The organism is Martelella mediterranea (assembly GCF_021021415.1).
In the GTDB taxonomy this organism is placed as follows: Bacteria; Pseudomonadota; Alphaproteobacteria; order Rhizobiales; family Rhizobiaceae; genus Martelella; species Martelella mediterranea_C.
Genome location: NZ_JAINWJ010000008.1, coordinates 38,523 through 60,104 on the forward strand (window position 1 = coordinate 38,523; position 21,582 = coordinate 60,104).

Sequence of the window (21,582 nt, forward strand, 5' to 3'; positions counted from 1 at the left end):
GGGCCCGGAAGCATGCTTCCGGGCCCCACTCACCTTAGATTTTCAGTTTCAGTCCGGAACATTTCCGGATGCCAAACCGGTCTCCACAGTCCGTGGAAGCGCGTCAGTTCGCCAGCGGGTAGTCGTCCACCGTGTAACCGCGCTCCGTGCCGTCCTTCCAGCTATCGATGTTTTCGAAGGTGAACAGCTTGGCCGCGACGACGATATCCTCCTGCTCGGCCGAGGGATCGGCCATAGCGCGCTTCATCGCGGTCGCAACGGCAAGACCGGTGGCATAGGAGTCCGGATCCCAGGTGCCGGTCAGACGGCCTTCCTTGACCGCGGTGATCGCATCCTGATCGCCATTGATGCCGAACACCATGATGCCGTCTTCATTCTCGCCGTTATATATCGACTTGCCATTGGCGAAGACCGAAGCGGCGATACCGAGCGCGCTGGAATCATTATAGGCCCAGAACACCTGGACATCGGGGAACCTCAACAATTCGTCGGCGGCCAGCGTCGCAGCATTGGCCGTCGAATCCTTGGTGTTGTCGACCTGATCAATCACCTCGAGGCCGGCGGCCTTGGCGGCGGCCGTGAAGCAGTTCTTGTTGTTGATGATCGATTCAACGGGCGGGCCGCCAAACACGATGACCTTGGCGCCCGGCTTGCGCTCGGCGATCCAGGCGGCCTGCTGATCGTAGGCACCACCCGGCTTGCAGAGATTGGTTTCCCACCAGACGGTGTTGGTCACACCCTGGCCGACCGAGTTCAGGCCGATGACGGGAACGTTCGCCGCGTTGGCGCGGGAATAGGCCCCGGCGACGGCATTGGCGTCGAGCGACCAGGAGCCGATGGCTTTTGCGCCCATCGTCAACAGCGTATCGACATGAGAAACCTGCCGGTCGGCGGACAGGTTGGCGTCAAGCACGCGATAGGTCCAGTCGTTTTCCGCGGCTGCGGCCTCGATCGCCTGGTTGATCATCTGCTGACCGGGCTGGGCGGCGATCGGCGAAATGTAACCGACAAGCGTTTCGGCATGAGCGCCAAACGCGCCCGCCGACAGGATCACGGTGGTCCCGAGAAGCGTTTTCAGGCATTTCATGGTCATTGAATTCCCCTTTCGTTTTTTGATGTCGTTCGCGACCGCCGAAATTCCTCATTTTCCGGTCGCACCGGGCAAATGCGCGGCATTCGGCCGACGCTTTGCATGAAACCAGAAGAACGGAATTTCGCGCGGGCATCCAATAAAATAGATGCCGGCTTTCCATAACGATTTGCGATGAACCGGGGGACTGAAATGATCGATCGGAGATTGAAGCCTTGATAACAGTCAACTGTCAGGAATAGTCCGGCTTCGCTCTGAAGCCGAACAATTTCGTCTGGAAGAAACCTGCAGTCACAGCTCGCGGAGCGACGCCTCCCTGGGCAAGCAGAGCTTGCCGAAAACCTCGCGCCTCGCCTGTCTGGGCCGCGCGCGGCGCAGCGGGAGAACGCCGGATACGACGCTCTTCAGCCATGCTCCGTCTTGCGTCGCATGCCGGCCTTGAGCTCCCGGAAGTCGAGCGCCTTGCCGGTTCGTATGAACTCGGCGGCCATTGCCTTGACCTCGCCCCGCTGCAATTTCTGGGTCGAGCTCAACGGCGGAGCGTCGATAAAAGCGGCATAGCCCGGCAGCTTATGATAGGCGAGCCGTTCCGCGCCTGCCCGTATGACATCCTCCGCCAGTCTGGCATCGTCACCGCTCGCACCGTTTCCGGCCCGGACGAAGAAGGCGAAAACCTCCTCCCCGCGCAGGTCATCGGCTACCGGCGTCACAACCACCGTCTCGATTGCGTCATTGCCAGCCAGGGCCGCCTCCACTTCCAGAACCGCGATGTTTTCGCCGCTGCGGCGAACGATGCTTTTCTTGCGGTCGAAGAAATAAAGAAGTCCACCCTCATCCTCATAGACCACGTCGCCGGTATGGAACCAGCCACCCGTCCAAGCCTCCTCCGTCGCCCGTTCATCCTTGAGATAGCCACTGAAAAAACCCTGGCGGGGATCATCGCCTTCGGCGCGCACGAGCAGTTCGCCTGGCGTTCCGAGTTCCACATCGTCGCCTGTATCGTCAACGATACGGTATTCCATGCCCTCGCGCGGCCGGCCGATACAGCGCTGGCCGGGTGTATAATCGTCACACGCCGTCGTCGTGGTCGCCCGTCCGCCGGTTTCCGTCATTGCCCAGGCTTCGACGATCGGGATGCGATAGCGCTCCTCGAACTCAATCTTGTGCTTGGCGTCAACGCCCGGACCGAGCGAATATTTGACCCGGTGGTTGCGATCGTAGGGGCTTTCCGGCAGGCGCAGCAGGATGGCCGGAATAACGCCGAGGCAATGGATGATGGTCGCCCCGGAATCGCTGACCGACTGCCACCAGCGGCTGGTATGGAAGCGGTCGAGCGGCACGATGGTGCCGCCGGACACGATCATGCCGAGCGCGGTGCAGCCCAGCGCATTCATGTGGAACATCGGCAGCGGTGTCAGTGCCACTTCCTCGCCGGGGACGACCGCGGCGATACCGCCTTGCGTGACATACCAGTCGGCCAGAATCATGAAATAGGTGTTGGACAGAATACAACCCTTCGGCTTGCCGGTACTGCCCGACGTAAACAGCAGCGCACACTCGTCATCGGCAAGACCGCTCTGGCGCACCGCCGACACTCCCGCCGCCGGCACCGCTTCGCCAACCTCGATCACCCGAATGCGGTTGCGGTCGAGAGCGGAAAGCGTCGGAGCCTGTTTCGAATGGGTAACGATCAGGTCCACATCCGCCATCTCAAGCTGATAGTCCAGCTCGCCGGGCCTGAGATCCGGATTGATGGGCACGATCGAAACGCCAAGGGCGTTGAGCGCCAGCCAGTGGCTGAAGAATTCCGGCCGATTCTCCAACAGCAACCCCACGCGATGGCCCACGCCATATCCGGCATCGCCGAACCGTTTGCGGACCGCCTCGACCGTGACCCGCATTTCACCATAGGTGATGCGAAACCCCTGAGGGGCGTAGGACAGGCCGGCGCTTGCGGGCGCAAGCAGCATGGTGGCGTCCGGTCGCGCATTCGACTGGGCCAGGAAAGCGGAGAAGGGGGAATGCATGGATGGTCCCTTTTTGCCGTTGTCGCGGCAATCAACGGATGCCGCCAAGGACATGTTTTCCCTAACGGATAGTGGCAGCCGACCTTTCAGGTCCAATATTATCGCTTGCCATGACACATAACGAATTGCTATCAATCACCATGGATTTGAGACAAATTCGATATTTTATAGCCGTTGCCGAAGACGAGCATTTCGGGCGCGCGTCGGAGCGGATTCACATTGCCCAGCCCGCGCTGAGCCGGCAGATTCAATTGCTCGAAGCCGAACTCGGAGTGACGTTGTTCGATCGCCTGCCGCGCGGAGTGAAACTGTCGGCCGCCGGCCATACCTTCCGCGAACATTGCAGCCAGATCCTTGTCAACCTTAACCACGCGGTCAGCGAAACCCAAGCGGTGGCGCGCGGCGAGGCCGGCATGCTCAAGCTCGGCTTCATCGAGGTCGCGGCATGGAGCGGCGTCATTCCCGAGACGATCATGGAATTCCGCCGCGCCAATCCGGATGTACGGCTCGTGCTGAGCCAGATGACAAGTCTCGGCCAGATAGAGGGCATTTACGACGGTCGGATCGATGCCGGCTTCATCTATAATCCGCCCAATGATCCGTTGCTGACGACCCTGCCGATAACGCGCCACGCCATAATGCTCGCGGTATCCTCGAACTCGGAGTTCGCCCAGCGGAAATCCATCGACGTCTCGGAACTGGCCGGTCAGCCGTTGATCCTGTTTCACCGGCGCGAGAGCCCCGCCTACTACGATGAAATACATCGCGGTCTGTTCCAGGCCGGCGTCACTGTTGACGTGGTCCACGAAGCTGAAAACGAGGCGGAAATGCTGGCGCTGGTCACGACAGGGCTCGGTAGCGCCCTGGTCAATGAATGCCAGAGATGGCGCAAGCCTCAGGGTATCGAGTTTCTTGCGGTAAAAGGTTTGGACGTCGGCCTGAATCTGGCGCTGATTTATCGCGCCAACCAATCAGTGCCGGCGCTGCGCCGTTTCCTGACATTGCTGAAACGCTGAAACAGCCCATTCGAGAGCAAACACAATAGTCGTGAAGGCTGCGCAATAGCATTTTGCGATTGGTCGGTCGCTTCAATACTATTGGACCCAGAGCCGCATCCGGTGATGACTTTATCAACGAACAGAACAAGACGAGCGGGAAACGCCGCCAAAGCATTTCGCTGACGGACGCAATCACCTGATGTCTGCGAAAATGCCGTAAAGCAATGAGATGGAACGGTTCGCGACCGGTATGGAACGCGGAGCCGCTTCTTGGGAACCTGAAATATCCAGCCGGAATGCACTCTCCGGCGGCACCGGGAGTAAACACATGCTTGAGATGATCGAAAGGCCTGGCGGGTCGTCTATCCGCATTCCTGAAGGCAAGATGCTGATTGACGGCAAGTGGCGCGACGCCGCCGACGGGCAGACGATCGCGGTCTATGACCCGGCCACCGAAGACAAGATCGCTGACATCGCGGCGGCGACAGCGGCCGATGTCGATCTTGCCGTGCAGGCCGCGCACCGCACATTCGAAAGCGCGCTGTGGCAGAAAATGCGCCCGCTCGACCGCGGCCGGCTGCTGGAAAAGCTCGCGCTTCTGGTTGAACGCGACGCCGAGGAGCTCGCCCGTCTCGAGACGCTCGACAACGGCAAGCCCTATCTTGTCTCGAAGAATGTCGACCTGAAATTCACCGTCGACGCTCTGCGCTATTATGGCGGCTGGGCCTCCAAGATCGCCGGCGAATATATCCAGCTTTCGCCTTTCTTCGATGACGGCGGCACCTATCGCGCCTACACCGAGCGTCGGCCGGTCGGCGTGGTCGGCGGAATCACGCCCTGGAATTTCCCGCTTGGCCAGGCGATCCAGAAGATCGCGCCGGCCATCGCATTCGGCTGCACCATCGTTCTGAAACCATCGGAAGAAGCCTCGCTGACGACGCTGCGGCTCGGCGAGCTCATTCTCGAAGCTGGTATTCCCGACGGCGCGATCAACATCGTCACCGGCTACGGCCACAATGCCGGCCAGGCCATCGTCGACCATCCACTGGTGCGCAAGATTGCCTTCACCGGCTCAACCGCGACTGGCCAGCGCATTCTGCAATCCTCGGCCAGCCAGATGAAGCGCGTGACGCTTGAGCTCGGCGGCAAATCTCCGGCGATCGTGCTCGCGGACGCGGATCTCGACAAGGCGATCCCTGGCGCTGCGAATGCGATCTTCCCCAACTCCGGGCAGGTCTGCACGGCAGGCTCCCGGCTTTTTGTCGAAGCCTCGATCTTTGACGAAGTAACCAAGGGTGTCGCCCAGATCGCCCGGGAACTGCGCCTCGGCAGCGGCTTCGACCCGTCCAACCAACTCGGCCCGCTGATTTCATCGCGTCAGATGGAACGGGTGTCCTCGCTGGTTGAAAGCGGCGTGGAAGAAGGCGCCGAACCGCTCTGCGGCGCGGCCCCCGCCGACGGCAAGGGCTATTTCTACCAGCCAACGGTGCTGACCGGCGCCCGCGCCAACATGCGCATCACCCGCGAGGAAATATTCGGACCGGTGGTGCTGGCGATGCCGATCGAGGATCCGCGCCAGATCAAGGCGCTGGCCAACGACACCGAATACGGGCTCGGGGCCAGCATCTGGACGCGCGACATCAACAAGGCGCACTTGCTGGCAGGCCAGATCGATTCCGGAACCGTGTGGATCAACACCCACAACATCCTCGATACCGCCATGCCCTTCGGCGGCACCAAGCTTTCCGGGCTCGGCCGCGAGTTCGGCAGCGAGGTCGTGCATGCCTATACCGAACCGCGCGCGGTCTGCATGCGGTTGGAATCACCGGATTTCGGCTGACGCTGGCCACGGGACTTCCAGTTCAAGAAAAAGCAGGCCTTCAGGGAGATAGAGATGAAAGAACAGCTCGACGCGCTTTGTGATGACCTGAAGGCCAAGGTGATCGAATGGCGACGCCATCTGCATGCCAATCCCGAACTCTCTTTCGAAGAACACCAGACCGGCGCGTTTATCGCAAGCACACTGGAGAGCTTTGGCGGCATCGAGATCTCGCGCCCGTCTGGCACCAGCGTCGTCGGTCGTCTCAAGGGCGCGCAGCCTGGACCGGTGATCGCCATTCGCGCCGATTTCGACGCACTGCCGATCACCGAGGCGACGGACCTTCCGTTTGCCTCGAAGAATTCCGGCGTCATGCATGCCTGTGGCCATGACGGGCACACGGCCATTCTTCTCGGCGCGGCGGCGGCGCTGTCCAGCCTTAAAGACCGGATTGCCGGAGAGATCCGTTTTCTGTTCGAAAACGGAGAGGAAAAGCCGCCGGGTGGCGCGGTGGGCATGGTCGCCAATGGCGCGATGGACGGCGTCGATCGCGTTATTGGCCTGCACCTGTGGTCGCCCTATGAAACCGGCGTGGTGCAGATCAACGCCCGCGCGGTCATGGCGGCCTGCGATATTTTCTCGATCGAGGTGAAGGGCAAGGGCGGCCATATCGGCACGCCTCACACGGCCGTCGACCCGATCGCCATCGGCGCGCAGATCGTCACCAATCTGCAGCATCTGGCGGCGCGCGAGGTCGATCCGCTGCATGCCGCCGTGGTCGGCGTCACCGAATTCTACTCGGGTCGTTCGGTCGGCGTCATTCCGGCGACCGCAACGATCAGCGGCGGCACAAACACGTTCGATCCGGATGTGCGCGACCTGATCGAGCGCCGCATTGGCGAGGTCGCAAAGGGACTCTGCGCGGCCCATGGGGCGAGTTGCGATTACAAATACACCCGCATCTACGACGCCGTGATCAACGATCCGGAAACCGCGGCGGTCATGTCCGCCGTGGCCGCCGACCTGTTCGGCCCCGACGGCATTGGCGAATTGCCGCCGATCATGCCCGGCGAGGATTTTTCCGCCTTCGCGCACGAAGCGCCAGCCTGTTTCGTTCTGCTGGGCGCCGGCAATGCGGCAAAGGGGATCACCGCCCCACATCACGACGCCGCCTTCAATATCGACGAGGATGCGCTGGCGATGGGCACCCGCCTGTTCGTCCATGCCGCCTTTGCCCTTCTCGAACAGACACCGACCGGCGGTAAAGGCTGACACCGCCGACTCAGGCGTTGAGGCGGTCAGGACAAGATGATGACGGCTCTGCACTATCAAGGCCTTGTCGAAATCGGCGCGATGATCGCCAGCCGGCAGGTTTCGGCCGTCGAGGTGACGCGGCATCAGCTTGAGCGCTGCCAAAGCCTCGCCTCCCTCAACGCCTTCATCACCCTGCTCGCCGAGCGCGCGCTTGCCCAGGCTGAAGCCGCCGACCGCGACATCGCTACGGGCCTGCGGCGCAGCGTGCTGCACGGAGTCCCGATCGCGCTCAAGGACCTTTATGATTTCGCGGGCACGCCCACCACTGCCGGCATGCCCTCTCGCCTCGACGCGATTGCCACCGCCAACGCGACGGTCACCCAAAGGCTGATCGACGCCGGCGCGGTCATTCTCGGCAAGACCTGCCTGACGGAAGGCGCCTACGCCGAACACCGCGCGCCCTTTAAAACGCCGGTCAACCCCTGGAATCCAGATCGCTGGTGCGGCGCATCGTCAAGCGGCAGCGCCGTCGGCGTCGCGGCCGGCCTGTTCTTTGCCGGGTTGGCGACAGAGACAGGCGGTTCGATCCGCATTCCCTCGGCCATGAACGGCGTCACCGGCTTCAAGCCGAGCTGGGGCCGCGTCAGCCGCGCCGGCATCTATCCACTCGCCGCCTCGCTCGACCATGCGGGACCGATCGCCCGCAGCGCCACAGACGCAGCCGCGGTGCTCGGCATCATCGCCGGACGCGACAGCGCCGACCCGACATCATCGCGCCGGCCCGTTGAAAACTATCTTGCGGAGGCCAATGCTTCTCTGAAGGGGATGCGGATCGGCATCGACATGGCGTTCTCCTACGCCGGTACGGACCCCGAACACGTCTCGGCCATGCTGGCCGCAGCCGACACGCTGCGTGATCTGGGCGCCGAACTAATCGCCATCACACTGCCGAATTCCGGGCAGATCATCTGGGACTGGTTCGATGTCTGCGCCGTCCAGAACGCGCTGGTCAATGGCACCGTCACCGCTGAGCAGCCGGGCGCGCTTGGCCCGGCGCTTACAGCGCTGGTCGCGCGTGGCAGGGCGCTGCAAGGTACCGATTACCAGATGGTCATCAATCGCGCCAATGCTTTTCGCGGCGATTTCGAAGCGCTGTTCGCCGATCTGGACCTTGTTCTCTCGCCAGCCATGGCCTTCTCGCCGCCACCCAATGAAGCGATGGAAAACCTCTCGGACGACATGATCTCCGGCATTCATCGCTTCACATGCCCCTTCACAATGTCGGGCCATCCCGTGCTCTCCATGCCCGGCGGCGTTCATTCCGACGGCATGCCGATCAACATTCAGTTGATCGGGCCGCTGTACGGCGAAGCCACGCTGGCGCGCGCCGGCATGGCCTTTCAGAAGGCAACGCAATGGCATCGCAGACGGCCGCTTTCTTGACACCAGCACCCATAATCCCTTTCCCGCCCCGAGCCTGGATGCGGCGTTCCATATATCGAAGGAAAACCCTGGCAGTTACCGGATGGTATCGGGAAGCTCGACCGGACAGGGAATACCATGTGGCAGTGTCGTTCGAAGCGCCGGAATATACCGCCGATGTCGATGCGAGATGCCGGCGCTGATCCGCAAGGCGCATGAGGCCAAGGCCTCGGGCGCGAAGGAAATCGTGGTGTGGGGCACCGGCACACCGCTGCGCGAGTTCCTCCATGCCGACGACTGCGCCGACGCGCTGGTCTTCCTGTTGGAGAATTATTCCGGGGAAGAGCACGTCAATGTCGGTTCCGGCACGGATATCTCGACCCTCGATCTGACAAAGCTGGTCTGCAAGGTGGTCGGCTTTGACGGCGAGATCGTCCACGACGTTTCCAAGCCCGACGGCACGCCGCGCAAGCTGATGAGCGCGGACAAGCTCAGCACCATGGGCTGGACGCCGAAGATCAGCCTTGAGGACGGTATCCGCGATGCCTATGACGCTTTTCTCGCCGGCAATTTTTCCGAGCGGGCGTCCGCCGAAAGCCCTCATTGATCATTATTCTGAAATCAATTCCACGGGTCGGGACGTGGCGGCCTGTTCATGATGCCGAGCCATCGAGGTTGCTGCGCGCGAAAATGCGCCCGCGCAGCTGAAATCTTCAGCCTCCGCGAGAATGTGGCGCTGGTGTGAGTCCACAAATTCGAGAGTCGTAAAGTTGCCGGAACGGGCGCGCCAGCATCAGTGCGTCTGCCATCTGGCGCGCAAAATGTGTGACGATTCGGCCACAGGCTGGGAAATTCGGGCGCCTTCTTCCTTATTAGGATACTAGATTACCTTAACGTCATATATCTTTCCATTTGGGACGAGGAGCCAAGAGCGTTCCGGTTTAGCGTGAGGAGGAGCAAGCGATGAACAAAACCAGCCGAATACATTTTCTGATGCTGGGCGCGGCCACGGTACTGTTAGCGGGAACGGCATCCGCCGGCTCGTTTGCGTTGCGTGAGCAGAGCGCTGTCGGCCAGGGGCAGGCCTTTGCGGGCGCGGCGGCGGGACAGGCCGGAATCGGCTCGATGTACTGGAACCCGGCGACGATGGCCGCCTTTGAAGGGTTTCAGGTCGAAGTCGACCTTTCAGGCATCTTCCCCTATTCCGACATAACGCCGACAAGCGGGACCGCGCCGGCACTTCTGATGCTGGGCGGCACCGGTTCGACCGGCGATATGGCGCTCGATGCGGCGCTGCCGGCCGGCTATGTGAGCTATCAGGTCAGCGACGATGTCTGGCTGGGCCTGGGCCTCAACACGCCCTTCGGCCTCGAGACGAAGAATCCGTTCAATTATGCGGGGCAGATTTACGCCCGCACCTCGGAAGTTCTCAGCTATGATATCAACCCGACCATTGCCTGGCAGGTCAATGACTGGCTGGCGATCGGCGGCGGCATCGAGGCGATGTATTTCAAGACCCGGCTGACGCAGGCGATGAGCCCGTTCCCGGGTGCGCCCTCGGCCGAGCTTGAGGGCGATTCCTGGGGCGTCGGCTTCACGCTCGGCTTCACGTTGACGCCGATGGACGGCACGGTGATCGGCGTCGGCTATCGCTCGCAGATCAAGCAGAACCTCGAAGGCCATCTCGATATCGGCGCCATGATGGGACCGCTTCCGCCCGGCTCCTATCCGGTGAAAACCGACATCACACTGCCCGACCAGATCACGGTCGGCCTCAGCCAGGCGCTCACCGATCAGCTGACCCTGAACGCCGGCTTCGAATGGACCAACTGGAGCGTTTTCAACAATTTCCCGGTCTACGGCACGTCCGGTTTCACCAATGGCATGCAGCTCACTGACCTGCCCTTCGAATATGATGACGGCTACTACCTCTCCGTCGGCCTCGAATATGCCATGAACGAGCGGTTCACCGTGCGCGGCGGCGTCGGCTATGAATGGTCGCCGATCTCGACCACCAACCGCGACCTGCGCCTGCCCGACAGCGATCGCGTTCATGCCTCGATCGGCGGCACCTACAGCTGGAACGACAAGCTGTCGCTCGACTTCGCCTATGAGCATATCTTCACCACCGGCGACACCGACATCCAGCTCGACGCCAACAATCCGCATTACGCGGGTCTCGCCTTCTTCGGCGACGTCGATGCGAACGTCAATATCGTATCGGCCAGCCTGCGTTATCGCTTCTGAGGCTTACAGCAATTCCAGGTGAAGTGGACACCGGTTCACCGTCCGGAATTGCGTAAAAACAAAGAGATAGCGCCGCTCCCCGGCCGAAACCGGGGGCGGCACGGCCTGTGGCGGTTTCTGGGGAGGATACCGCCGCACCGGCCGATGGCTCGGAAAAACGAAACGGGAGGAGTTTCATGATCAGAAAAGTTCTCGGCGCTGCACTCGCAGCAAACCTGATGATGGCCTCGATGGCCGGCGCCGCCTCGCCGGACGGCAAGTGGCTGACGGAGAGCGGCAAGACACAGGTTCAGATCGCGCCTTGCGGCAGCAATTACTGCGGCACCATTGTCTGGCAGAAAACGCCGTCCAACGACGTCAAGAACCCCGACGCCGCAAAGCGCAGCCGCCCGCTCGTCGGGACTGAGATGCTCTCAGGCCTCTCGGCCGATGGCGACAATGCCTGGAAAGGCAAGCTCTACAATTTCGAGAACGGCAAGACCTATACCGGCAAGATGGAGCTGACCGACGCCAACACGCTGAAGCTCTCCGGCTGCATCATGGGCGGCGTGATCTGCAAGAGCCAGACCTGGCGCCGGACGAAATAGGAGATATCAAAAACGCGCGACCGGCCGCCGAAAGGCAGGCCGGTCGCGCCAGATTGAGGCAGCGCCCTGAACAGACGCTGCCTTCAGTTTGTTGCCAACCCGTCCCTAAACTCGGGGTCATCCTCGTGCTTGACACGAGGATCCAGGCAGCACGGCCAGTGTCTGCGATAAGACTTAGGAAATCAATCGGTTGACCCGCCTGGATGCTCGGATCAAGTCCGAGCATGACGCCTGTGGGTGGGGTTGGCGTGCGTGACAATCTCAGACGCTGTGGCTTTGTCAGCAGCCTGGAGGCAGCGCCCTGAACAGGCGCTGCCTTTCGTGTTTCAGGCGGACTTAGGAGGCTTCCTCCAGAAGACCGGCGAGTTTCAGCGCCACGCCCTGGGAGCCGCGCACCTTCAGACGGCCGGTGGAAAAGGCCAGCATCGGGTTCAGCTTTCCCTTGATCAGCTTTTCGAGATTGTCCGAGGTGAGAATGAGCACCGTGTCGGCCTCGGCCTCTCCGCTCTCATCCTCTTCAATCTCGACATTGCCCTCCGTGGCATCGAGCAAAATTGACCCGGCATCCTTCATGTCGAATCGGACCCGGTAGCCCAGTTCCTCGAGCGCATCGGACTTTGCTTCCATTGCCGCGATAAGCGCGCCGATCTCAGCCATTGTCGTTCCTTTCCCTTTCGACGCTTCGCCGCATCAAAACGCCATCTCGTCGAGCGCCATCATCGCGGACTTGCCGGAGCGGATCGCGGCGACGAGGCCGGCCGCCTGCGGCAGGATGCGGGTCATGTAGAAGTCTGCGGTGACGAGCTTGGCCTTGTAGAACTCGGGATCGTCGCATTCGCCATCGAGCGCGGCATGGGCGACCTTGGCCGTCCGCAGCCACATCACGCCGAGCGCGACGAGGCCGAAGAGCCGCAGATATTCGGTCGCGGCCGCGCCGGCCTCCTCCGGGTCCCTCAGGCTCTTTTGGGCGATCTCGGCGGTGCAGAGCTGCAGCCCGCCAAAGGCCTTCGACAGCGGCTGAACCAGATCGGAAAGCCGGTCATCGTCGATCGCGGCATCGATTTCCGCGAGCGCCGGATGAAAGAACGCACGCAGATAGCGGCCCATATGCGCCGGCATCTTGCGGCCGACGAGGTCGAGCGCCTGCACGCCGTTAGTGCCCTCGTAGATCATCGAAATGCGGCTGTCGCGGACATATTGCTCCATGCCGTGATCGCGGATGAAGCCATGGCCGCCATAGACCTGCATGCCGATCGAGGCGGTCTCGAAGCCGAGATCGGTGAACAGCGCCTTGACGATCGGGGTCATCAGCGCGGTGAAGTCTTCCGCTTCCTTGCGCGTTTCCGGATCGGGGTGGTGCTTCATCATGTCGAGATTGCGCGCAACCCAGCCGCCAAGCGCTCGGCAACCCTCGACATTGGCGCGCATGGTCATCAGCATGCGGCGCACGTCGGGGTGGACGATGATCGGGTCGGCGGGCTTGTCCGGATGTTTGGCGCCGGCAAGCGAGCGACCCTGCAGCCGCTCCTTGGCATAGGCGACGGCGCCCTGATAGGCCGCTTCCGCCGCACCGAGCCCCTGGATGCCGACGGACAGACGCTCGCTGTTCATCATCGTGAACATGGCGCGCATGCCCTTGTGCGGCTCGCCGACCAGCCAGCCGGTGGCCTCGTCGAACGACATCTGGCAGGTGGCGGACGCCTTGATGCCCATCTTGTGCTCGATGCCCGAGCAGGTCACGCCATTGCGCTGGCCCGGCGTGCCATCGGCGTTCGGCAGGAATTTCGGCACCAGAAACAGGCTGATCCCCTTGACGCCCTTCGGCGCATCGGGAAGCCGCGCCAGCACCAGATGGATGATGTTTTCGGTGAGGTCATGCTCGCCGGCGGAGATGAATATCTTAGAGCCGGTGATCTTGTAGGAGCCGTCATCCTGCGGCTCCGCGCGGGTTCTGAGCAGGCCGAGATCGGTTCCGCAATGGGCCTCCGTCAGGCACATCGTGCCCGACCACGTGCCCTCGACCATTTTCGGCAGATAGGTCTGCTTCAACTCCTCGCTCGCATGGTCGACGATCGCCTGATAGGCGCCGTGGGTGAGGCCCGGATAGAGGCCGAAGGAGAGATTAGCCGCGCAGCTCATCTCTTCCACCAGCTTGTTGATGGATTCCGGCAGGCCCTGCCCGCCCCATTCCGGAGCCGACGCCATCGCCGTCCAGCCGCTTTCAGCAAACGCCTTGTAGGCTTCCTTGAAGCCCTTGGGCGTGCGCACGACGCCGTTTTCCAGCACGCAGCCCTCTTCGTCGCCGGTCGCGTTCAGCGGCAACAGGACTTCGGTGCAGAACTTGCCGGATTCCTCGAGAATGGCGTCGGCCAGGTCCGGCGTGACCTCTTCAAGGCCGGGAATCTCGGGATAGTCGCCGATGCCGATCAGTTCCTGCAGAACGAAACGCATGTCCCTTATGGGCGCATTATAGACTTGCATGGTTTTCGTCCTCTTTCCTAGTTTCTCAGGGGTTTGCCGGTTTCGATGACGCTCTCGAACCGGTCGAGCGTCTTCTTGGTCTTCACGAGACGCATGAAGCTGTCGAGCTCCAGCTCGAGAATTGTGTCCTCATCCACCGGATCGATGATATCGGTGTCGCCGCCGGTCAAGACGGTCGCAAGCTCGCGCGCCACCGTCAGGTCGTGCGGCGTGGCGATCCCGCGCCGGGCGAAGCCCTCGGCGGCCATTTCCAGAGCGATCTTGCCAGATGGCCCGGGCAGCACGATTTCCCGCGGCTCCGGCGGCTGGTAGCCGTCAACCATGGCAAGCGCCCGCGCCTTGGCATCGGCGAGCAGCCGGTAGCGGTTCATGGTCACGCCGTCATCCTTGCCGAGGAACAGGAGTTCCCGCGCCTCGTCGGCCGACTTGGCGACGGTCGCGGTCGACAGCATTTCGAAGACCTTGGCCGTTGCCGGCATCGGCCCCTTGGGCGCCGCCGGATTGTTCTGCCAGCGGGTCAGCATTTCCCGGCACCCGCCCCAGGCAGGCACCAGGCCGACGCCGCATTCCACGAGGCCGATATAGGTTTCGGCATGCGCCTGCACCGCATCGGAATGCAGCACGATCTCGCAGCCGCCGCCAAGCGCCATGCCGGAGGGCGCGGCAACCACGGGGAACGGCGCATATTTCATCTTGCGATAGGTCGCCTGACCGTTGCTGACCAGCTTCTCGATTTCGCCCCAGGCGGCGATATTGGCGGCAAACAGCGCCAGCCCCAGATTGGCGCCGACCGAGAAATTCGTGCCCTCATTATAGATCACCAGCGCCTTGTAGTTCTTCTTCACAAGCCCGATGGTCTTGTCGAGCAGCGTCATGATCTGGTCGTCCATGGCATTGGCCTTCGAGGTGAACTCGAAGCAGACGACGCCATCGCCGATATCCCAGGCCGAGGCCGAACCGTTCTTCAGAAGCGGCTTGCTGACGCGCTTGATATCCTCGAGCATCAGCACGCCCTCGGGCCGCGCGATATCGCGGTAGCTCCCATCCGGCTGGAGGGCCTGACGCTTTCCGTCCTCGATGCGGTAGAATGTGCGCTCGCCCGCCTTTTCCAGCACGTCGGGAACAGGAATATTTTCCTCACGCATGCGCGCGACGAGCCACGGCGCGCCGATCATGTCGATTAGTTCGAACGGTCCCCAGCGCCAGTTGTAGCCAAGCCGCATGACCTCGTCGATCGACGCGATATCGTCGGCTGCGTCACCGACGAGGCTTGCCGCATAGGACAGCGTATTGGCCATGACGCCGAAGGCATAGCGGCCAAGCGGTCCGTCGATTTCCATCACCTGACGCGGCTTGCGCGCCGCCTTCAGTTCGGGGCTCTCGACCTTTGCGGACGTGCTGTAGCGGCCGCTGCCAAGATCGATCGCCTCCTTGATCTTCCGGCCGCCTTCGCGGTTCAGCCGGTAGAAGCCGCCCTTGCCCTTGCGGCCGGTATAGCCGTCGGCGATCATCTTGTTGACCAGCGGCAGGTCGCGATTGGTCGCGTGGAACATGTCGCCGTCCGGCAACGCGCTCTTCAGGCTTGCGCCGATATGCGGCATCAGGTCGAGGCCCACGAGATCGATCAGGCCGAATATGCCTGTCTTGGGAATGCCGAAGGGCTTGCCCATCACCGCGTCGGCCTCTTCCACCGTCAGCCCCTCTTCCATCGCCTTCAGCACGCCGAGCTGGATCCAGGTGACGCCGAGACGGTTGGCGACGAAGCCGGGACGATCGTTGCAGACCACGACGCTCTTGCCGAGCTTGCGGTCGGCGAAATCAGTCACGGCCGCGGCGAGCGCTTCGTTGGTATCAGGCCCCGTCACCAGTTCCATCAGTCGCATGTAGCGCGGCGGATTGAAGAAGTGGGTGATCATGAAATCACTGACGAACGCCTCCGGCATGCCTTCCACAAGGCGGGCGAGCGGAATGGTCGAGGTGTTCGACGAGATCGCCGTGCCCGGCTTGCGCACCGCGTCGATCCGCCGGTAGAGCGCCTGCTTGACATCGAGCTTTTCGACAACGACCTCGATGATCCAGTCGACGCTGGCGAGCTTTTCGAGATCGTCCTCGATATTGCCGGTTTCCACCAGTTTCGCGGCCCGCTTCGACATGAACGGCGCGGGATCAGCCTTCTTCATCCTGGCGACCGCGGTTTCCGCGATCACATTGCGGTTTTCAGCACCATCCGGAACGATATCCAGCAGCAGCACCTTGTGACCGGCATTGGCGACCTGGGCGGCAATGCCCGATCCCATCACGCCGGAGCCGATGACGGCGACCGTGTTGATCTTGAATGCTGTATCAGACATCAGATGCGCTCCAATATGGTTGCGATGCCCTGGCCGCCGCCGATGCACTGGGTGGCGAGCGCATACTTGCCGCCCTCGCGCTGCAACAGCGACGCCGCCTTGCCGACGATGCGCGCGCCGGTGGCGCCGAGCGGATGGCCAAGCGCAATGGCGCCGCCATCGATATTGATCCGGTCTTCGGCAAGGCCGAGATCGCGGATGCAGGCCAGCGACTGGCTGGCGAAGGCTTCGTTGAGCTCGATCACATCCATGGCGCCGGCATCGAGGCCGGCGCGCTCCAGCGCCTTGCGGCTGGCGCCGACCGGTCCGATGCCCATGATTTCCGGCGCGCAGCCGCTGATGCCGACGGAGGTCAGGCGGGCGAGCGGCGTCAGGCCGTTCCTCATCGCATACTCCTCCGAGCACACCAGCACGGCCGAAGCGCCATCCGTCAGCGGCGAGGAGGTGCCGGCGGTGACCGTGCCGTCGGACGAGAAAGCCGGTTTCAGGCCGGCCAGCGCCTCGGCCGTGGTTTCCGGACGGATGCAGCCGTCTTCAGAAACCGTTCCGCCCTTCACGCTGATCGGCACGATCTCGTCCTTCAGCCGACCTTCGCTGCGGGCAGCGGTGGCCTTTTCCTGGCTCTTCACGGCAAAGGCTTCCTGTTGCTCGCGTGAAATCTGCCATTTGGTCGCGACGTTTTCCGCCGTATCGCCCATGCCGATATAGGCGCCGGGCACCTTGGCATAGAGCGCCGGGTTCGGCAGCGGGTTGAAGCCGGTCATCGGCACCCGGCTCATGCTTTCCACGCCCGCGCAAATGAAGACTTCGCCGGCGCCGAGCTGGATCTGGCCGGCGGCCATGTGGATCGACTGCATCGACGAGCCGCAGAAGCGGTTGACCGTGACGCCGCCGATCGACTGCGGCAGATCCGCCATCAGCACGACGAGACGACCGAGGTTGAAGCCCTGCTCGGCTTCCGGAAAGGCGCAGCCGAGGATCAGGTCCTCGATATCCTCCACCTTGACGCCGGTCTTCTCGACGAGCCCGCGCACCACCTGGGCAGCCAGATCATCCGGACGGACACGGGCCAGTTCGCCCTTTGTGGCAAGAGAAAACGGCGAGCGCTGATAGCCCGCGATGACAACGTTGGTCATGGCATACTCCCAAGAAAGGTGATGTTTTGATTTGAAAATCGATCCGCAAAAGCCCGCGCCTTTCGGCCTTCAGGCACAATGCGGTGTCCGCCGGTTCCCCATGAGCGGGCAACCGGCCGTGAAACTGTGGCAGCGATTTCAGAAAACGGGCACGCCTGCATCCGTTTGAAAGGGGCGGAAAAACCGGCGGCCATATGATCGCCCGGCGCTCTGGCGCAGCCTGAGCCGATCAGCTGGCGAGTTTGCCCGCCTTTTGCGACAGCCGCTCTTCGGTTTCGCTCACCACAGCCTTCAACTCCGACAGGGTAAGATCGATCGCGACCTTCTGTTCTTCCAGAAGCTGGATACGTTCGTGCACCGCCCGCAAAAGCGCCGTCAACTGCTCCTGCTGCGTATGGTCGACCTTGTATAGGTCCAGAAACTCCTTGATCTCCTCGAGCGAGAAGCCAAGCCGCTTGCCGCGCAGAATCAGGATCAGACGGGCGCGATCGCGCTGCGTATAGATGCGCGTCTTTCCGGCGCGCCCCGGGGTTATCAAACCCTTGGTCTCGTAGAACCGCAAGGCACGCGGCGTGAGCCCGAGCTCTTCGGCCAACTGGGTCACCGTAAAAAACTGATCCGCCACGTAAAACCTTCTCTTTCCTGAACGATTCACCATAGCGGCCCCCTGACCTAGGCGTCAACATGACTGTCTGCCTCCCCGGCATTCGCCTTTGCGCCATCATGAGAGGCGCGACGCTCTTCCTCGATCAATTCCTTTTTCGAAAGCTTGCCAACCATGGTTCTCGGCAGCGTATCGCGAATTTCGATGTCGCGCGGCAATTCGATCTTGGAGAGGCGCGGAACCAGGAATTCATGCAGCTCCTCAACCGTGACCTGCGCATCCTTGCGCAACGAAACGAAAGCCTTCGGCCGCTCGCCGCGATACGCGTCATACACGCCGATCACGATCGCTTCGGCCACCGCATCATGCTCGTAAAGCGCCTCCTCGATGACGCGGGGATAGACATTGTAGCCCGAGCAGATGATCAGATCCTTCAGCCGGTCAACGAGATAGAGATAGCCGTCTTCATCCAGATAGCCGACATCGCCGGTTCGAAGAGCCCCGTCGCGCAGCACATGGGCAGTCTCATCCGGACGGTTCCAATAGCCCGACATGACCTGTGGACCGCGCACCCAGAGCTCGCCCTTGACGCCTTTCGGCAGCAGCACGGCCGGATTTTCAGAATCCCGGATTTCCAGCGTCGTTCCCGCCATGGGAAGGCCGGCAGACCCCGGACGGCCTGAACTGCCGTCCAGCGGATTGACGGAGACGACCGGCGAGCATTCCGTCAGGCCGTAACCTTCCGCAAGCCGGCACCCGGTCAGCGTTTCGAAGTCGACGCGCACTTCATTGGGCAGCGGCGCGCCGCCCGAGATGCACAGTTTGAGCGACTCCAGATGCACCTTGCGCGTCTGCGCAACGGCATTGATCGCGCCATAGATTGTCGGAACGGCCGGGAACAGCGTCGGTTTGCGCCGTTCCATCAGCGGGATCAGTTCATCGCGATTGAAACGCGGCACCAGAAGCATCGAGGCGCCGATCTCAACCGCATAGAGCATGCAGACGGTCATGGCGAAGACGTGGAAGAACGGCAGCACGCACATCACCATCTCTTCGCCCTCCACCAGCAGACCGCACTGGTCACCCTGATGAACCAACTGGCGCGCATTGGCGACCAGCGCGCCATGCGACAACATCGCGCCTTTCGGCACCCCGGTCGTGCCGCCGGTATATTGCAGGACGGCAATATCGGACGGGACGGTTTCGATTGCCGGAACGGGCGCGTTTTCGGCATCCCGGATCAGCGCATCGAACCGCAGATGCGTGCGATCGTCAGGAATACGCGCCAGGTCGGAGCGCTTGAACAGGCGGAACAGCAACCCCTTCAGCGGCGGCAGAACCTGCGCCATCGGGCAGACGATCACCTGCTTCAGATCCGTCTCGCCGACAACGGGACCGAGATTCTTGTAAACCGCCTCCAGGTCGAGCGTGATCATGAACTCGGTTCCGGAATCACGAATCTGATCGCGAATTTCGCGGCTGGTATAGAGAGGATTGAAGTTGACGACGATGCCGCCCGCCTTCAGCACGGCAAAGAAGCTAATGACCGAATACGGACAATTTGGAAGGAAGAGACCAACGCGCGTACCCTTGCGAACCCCGATGGACGCAAGCCCCGCGGCAAACCGGTCGGACAGGGCGTCAATCTCGCCATATGTCCAGGTGCGATCAAAAAACTCCACGGCCGTTTTATCGGCGAAGCGCGCGACCGCTTCAGCCAGAAACGCCGTCAGCGTATCGGCGTTCCGGTCCGCCGCGCCATTGGCCGCGCCGGCCTCAGCGCTGTTGAGCGTATCTGCCCCGCCGCCCGGGGTTTCGGTATCGAAATCCTCTTGCACGCCTCCTCCTTCTTGCGCGGACACCCTCCTCAAGGCTTCTGTCCGCACAATTTTCCTTCGACATGACCATTACGATACCCTATAAACGTATACGTCATATAATTCAAGACCGATGTTAACGGATCTGGCACGGACCTTGAAGACAGTGTATTCCCACGGTTACAGAAGGGTTTGGGGCATCATCATGTATGTTTGGGGAAGACTGATCAGGGCCATGATCAAAGCGAAATTCGCACCTGCGATCCACCCGCCTGAAGATATCTCCTCGATTACCCTGAGCGTCTGGCCCCAGGACCTCGACATCAACATGCATGTGAACAATGGCAGATATCTGGCCTTCATGGATATTGGCCGGTTCGATCTGCTGGCACGATCCGGGCTCGGCGCAAAGGTCTTGCGCGAGAAATGGCAGCCTGTTCTGACCGGGGTGAACGCGCGTTACCGGCGCTCTCTTGGGGTCTTTCAGCGGTTCCGGCTCGAAACCAGGCTCGCCGGCTGGACAGAGAACTCGCTGTTCATGGAGCACCGGATCATCCCTCTCAGCGGCCGGCACAAGGGTGAAGTCGCTGTGACGGCGACAGTGCGCGCGGTAATGCTGAAGGATGGCCGAAAGCTGCCCGCGACGGAAATGCTCTCCCCGCTCGGCCCGCTGCCGGAAAGCCCGCCACTGCCGGAAGCCTATGCGCTGCTGATGTCGCCGGAGGAACGGGCAAGGGCGCGCGGCGCCGAGGACGCAAACGCGCGAAACGCACGGCTCGGATGACCTTTCCGAGGAGGAGGACATAATGCTGAACCCGACATCGCTATCGGCGCGCCTGCGCCTTCCGGTGATCGCCGCCCCGATGTTTCTGGCATCCGGGCCGGAACTGGTGACCGCCTGCTGCCGCACCGGCATCTGCGGCACCTTTCCCGCTCTCAACCAGCGCACCAGCGACGGTTTTGCCGACTGGCTGCGCGCGATCGAGGCGGACCTCGCCGATCACGACAATCCTGCCCCCTTCGGCGTCAATCTGATCGTTCACAAGAGCAATGCCCGCCTTGAGGCCGATCTGAAGATCGTCGTCGCGCACAAGGTGCCGCTGGTAATCACCTCGCTCGGCGCGGTCAAGGCCGTGGTGGACGCCGTCCATTCCTATGGCGGGCTGGTTTTCCACGATGTCACCAACCGAAGGCATGCGGAAAAGGCGGTCGAGGCCGGCGTCGACGGCATCATTGCGGTTGCCGCCGGGGCCGGCGGTCATGCCGGCACGCTGAGCCCGTTCGCGCTGGTATCAGAAATCCGCTCGTTCTTTTCCGGCCCGCTGGCGCTCTCCGGCGCGATCTCGACCGGCGCGCATATCGCGGCAGCGCGCGCGCTCGGGGCCGATTTCGCCTATATCGGCACCCGTTTTCTGGCGACAAGCGAAGCAATCGCCCCCGAGGCCCACAAGCAGATGATCGTTGACGGGCGGGCGGGCGACATCGTCTACACGCCGGCGATATCGGGCGTTCCGGCCAATTTTTTGAAGTCCAGCATCACGGCCGCCGGACTCGACCCGGACAATCTGCCGCCGCATGGCGCGATGAATTTCGCCTCCGAGGCCAGGGCCTGGAAGACGGTATGGTCGGCCGGTCAGGGGATTGGCGCGATTGACGACATCCCGACGGTGGCAACGCTCGTCGACCGGTTTGACGGCGAATACCGGGCCGCCTGCGCGCGGCTCTGAGGCCCGCCAAGACAGAAAAGCC

General features: G+C 62.1%; 16 protein-coding genes and 1 pseudogene. 9 read left to right on the forward strand and 8 right to left on the reverse strand.

Going from position 1 to position 21,582, the window contains the following annotated elements; all coding sequences use genetic code 11:
* Positions 1 to 103 precede the first annotated feature (103 nt).
* Positions 104 to 1,093, reverse strand: a complete 990-nt coding sequence (locus K7H91_RS05845) for a sugar ABC transporter substrate-binding protein (protein ID WP_230719266.1) — start codon at positions 1,091 to 1,093, stop codon at positions 104 to 106.
* Positions 1,094 to 1,494: 401 nt separating this feature from the next.
* Positions 1,495 to 3,117, reverse strand: a complete 1,623-nt coding sequence (locus K7H91_RS05850; protein WP_230719267.1) for an AMP-binding protein — start codon at positions 3,115 to 3,117, stop codon at positions 1,495 to 1,497.
* Positions 3,118 to 3,188: 71 nt separating this feature from the next.
* On the opposite strand from K7H91_RS05850, the gene K7H91_RS05855 reads away from it, so the two are divergent.
* From K7H91_RS05855 to K7H91_RS05885, 7 genes and pseudogenes are all read left to right on the forward strand, one after another.
* Positions 3,189 to 4,133: a LysR substrate-binding domain-containing protein gene (locus tag K7H91_RS05855; protein WP_230719268.1), complete on the forward strand. Its 945-nt coding sequence runs from the start codon at positions 3,189 to 3,191 to the stop codon at positions 4,131 to 4,133.
* Positions 4,134 to 4,443: 310 nt separating this feature from the next.
* The gene (locus K7H91_RS05860) at positions 4,444 to 5,955 is read left to right on the forward strand and encodes an aldehyde dehydrogenase family protein (protein WP_230719269.1); all 1,512 of its coding nucleotides are present in this window, start codon (positions 4,444 to 4,446) and stop codon (positions 5,953 to 5,955) included.
* Between the two features lie 54 nt (positions 5,956 to 6,009).
* Positions 6,010 to 7,206: an amidohydrolase gene (locus K7H91_RS05865; protein WP_230719270.1), complete on the forward strand. Its 1,197-nt coding sequence runs from the start codon at positions 6,010 to 6,012 to the stop codon at positions 7,204 to 7,206.
* A gap of 39 nt (positions 7,207 to 7,245) precedes the next feature.
* Entirely contained in the window at positions 7,246 to 8,631 is a 1,386-nt protein-coding gene (locus K7H91_RS05870) for an amidase (RefSeq protein ID WP_230719271.1), read from the forward strand.
* A 169-nt stretch (positions 8,632 to 8,800) separates the two neighbouring features.
* Positions 8,801 to 9,217, forward strand: a pseudogene (locus K7H91_RS05875) (NAD-dependent epimerase/dehydratase family protein); the annotation flags it as partial.
* 356 nt (positions 9,218 to 9,573) lie between these two features.
* Positions 9,574 to 10,857 (forward strand): OmpP1/FadL family transporter, encoded by a 1,284-nt coding sequence (locus K7H91_RS05880; protein WP_230719272.1) that lies wholly within the window; start codon positions 9,574 to 9,576, stop codon positions 10,855 to 10,857.
* A 176-nt stretch (positions 10,858 to 11,033) separates the two neighbouring features.
* Positions 11,034 to 11,444 carry a DUF2147 domain-containing protein gene (locus K7H91_RS05885; RefSeq protein WP_230719273.1) on the forward strand — a complete coding sequence of 137 codons (411 nt, stop codon included), beginning with the start codon at positions 11,034 to 11,036 and terminating at the stop codon, positions 11,442 to 11,444.
* 336 nt (positions 11,445 to 11,780) lie between these two features.
* On the opposite strand, the gene K7H91_RS05890 is transcribed toward K7H91_RS05885, so the two are convergent.
* The 6 genes from K7H91_RS05890 to K7H91_RS05915 form a co-directional block, all read right to left on the reverse strand.
* Positions 11,781 to 12,101 (reverse strand): SCP2 sterol-binding domain-containing protein, encoded by a 321-nt coding sequence (locus K7H91_RS05890; RefSeq protein WP_230719274.1) that lies wholly within the window; start codon positions 12,099 to 12,101, stop codon positions 11,781 to 11,783.
* Positions 12,102 to 12,134: 33 nt separating this feature from the next.
* On the reverse strand, positions 12,135 to 13,925 hold the full coding sequence (locus tag K7H91_RS05895; protein ID WP_230719275.1) for an acyl-CoA dehydrogenase C-terminal domain-containing protein: 1,791 nt from the start codon (positions 13,923 to 13,925) through the stop codon (positions 12,135 to 12,137).
* A 17-nt stretch (positions 13,926 to 13,942) separates the two neighbouring features.
* On the reverse strand, positions 13,943 to 16,276 hold the full coding sequence (locus K7H91_RS05900; RefSeq protein WP_230719276.1) for a 3-hydroxyacyl-CoA dehydrogenase/enoyl-CoA hydratase family protein: 2,334 nt from the start codon (positions 16,274 to 16,276) through the stop codon (positions 13,943 to 13,945).
* Positions 16,276 to 17,412 (reverse strand): thiolase family protein, encoded by a 1,137-nt coding sequence (locus tag K7H91_RS05905; RefSeq protein WP_230719277.1) that lies wholly within the window; start codon positions 17,410 to 17,412, stop codon positions 16,276 to 16,278. The genes K7H91_RS05900 and K7H91_RS05905 overlap by 1 nt, the downstream gene beginning before the upstream one ends.
* 229 nt (positions 17,413 to 17,641) lie before the next feature.
* Positions 17,642 to 18,070, reverse strand: a complete 429-nt coding sequence (locus K7H91_RS05910; RefSeq protein ID WP_230719278.1) for a MerR family transcriptional regulator — start codon at positions 18,068 to 18,070, stop codon at positions 17,642 to 17,644.
* A gap of 14 nt (positions 18,071 to 18,084) precedes the next feature.
* The gene (locus tag K7H91_RS05915) at positions 18,085 to 19,854 is read right to left on the reverse strand and encodes a long-chain-fatty-acid--CoA ligase (protein WP_230719279.1); all 1,770 of its coding nucleotides are present in this window, start codon (positions 19,852 to 19,854) and stop codon (positions 18,085 to 18,087) included.
* Between the two features lie 214 nt (positions 19,855 to 20,068).
* Here K7H91_RS05915 and K7H91_RS05920 point away from each other — a divergent pair, with 214 nt between their 5' ends.
* Both K7H91_RS05920 and K7H91_RS05925 read left to right on the forward strand, forming a co-directional pair.
* Positions 20,069 to 20,617, forward strand: a complete 549-nt coding sequence (locus K7H91_RS05920; protein WP_230719280.1) for an acyl-CoA thioesterase — start codon at positions 20,069 to 20,071, stop codon at positions 20,615 to 20,617.
* Positions 20,618 to 20,639: 22 nt separating this feature from the next.
* Positions 20,640 to 21,560, forward strand: a complete 921-nt coding sequence (locus tag K7H91_RS05925) for an NAD(P)H-dependent flavin oxidoreductase (RefSeq protein WP_230719281.1) — start codon at positions 20,640 to 20,642, stop codon at positions 21,558 to 21,560.
* The last annotated feature ends 22 nt before the right edge of the window (positions 21,561 to 21,582 follow it).

Excerpts from the sequence above, each read along its gene's own strand:
- K7H91_RS05860 (WP_230719269.1), top strand. The coding sequence starts at position 4,444 with ATGCTTGAGATGATCGAAAGGCCTGGCGGGTCGTCTATCCGCATTCCT.
- K7H91_RS05910 (WP_230719278.1), bottom strand. The coding sequence starts at position 18,070 with ATGGTGAATCGTTCAGGAAAGAGAAGGTTTTACGTGGCGGATCAGTTT.
- K7H91_RS05885 (WP_230719273.1), top strand. The coding sequence starts at position 11,034 with ATGATCAGAAAAGTTCTCGGCGCTGCACTCGCAGCAAACCTGATGATG.
- K7H91_RS05880 (WP_230719272.1), top strand. The coding sequence starts at position 9,574 with ATGAACAAAACCAGCCGAATACATTTTCTGATGCTGGGCGCGGCCACG.
- K7H91_RS05895 (WP_230719275.1), bottom strand. The coding sequence starts at position 13,925 with ATGCAAGTCTATAATGCGCCCATAAGGGACATGCGTTTCGTTCTGCAG.
- K7H91_RS05890 (WP_230719274.1), bottom strand. The coding sequence starts at position 12,101 with ATGGCTGAGATCGGCGCGCTTATCGCGGCAATGGAAGCAAAGTCCGAT.
- K7H91_RS05925 (WP_230719281.1), top strand. The coding sequence starts at position 20,640 with ATGCTGAACCCGACATCGCTATCGGCGCGCCTGCGCCTTCCGGTGATC.
- K7H91_RS05850 (WP_230719267.1), bottom strand. The coding sequence starts at position 3,117 with ATGCATTCCCCCTTCTCCGCTTTCCTGGCCCAGTCGAATGCGCGACCG.
- K7H91_RS05865 (WP_230719270.1), top strand. The coding sequence starts at position 6,010 with ATGAAAGAACAGCTCGACGCGCTTTGTGATGACCTGAAGGCCAAGGTG.
- K7H91_RS05920 (WP_230719280.1), top strand. The coding sequence starts at position 20,069 with ATGATCAAAGCGAAATTCGCACCTGCGATCCACCCGCCTGAAGATATC.
- K7H91_RS05900 (WP_230719276.1), bottom strand. The coding sequence starts at position 16,276 with ATGTCTGATACAGCATTCAAGATCAACACGGTCGCCGTCATCGGCTCC.
- K7H91_RS05870 (WP_230719271.1), top strand. The coding sequence starts at position 7,246 with ATGACGGCTCTGCACTATCAAGGCCTTGTCGAAATCGGCGCGATGATC.
- K7H91_RS05845 (WP_230719266.1), bottom strand. The coding sequence starts at position 1,093 with ATGACCATGAAATGCCTGAAAACGCTTCTCGGGACCACCGTGATCCTG.
- K7H91_RS05905 (WP_230719277.1), bottom strand. The coding sequence starts at position 17,412 with ATGACCAACGTTGTCATCGCGGGCTATCAGCGCTCGCCGTTTTCTCTT.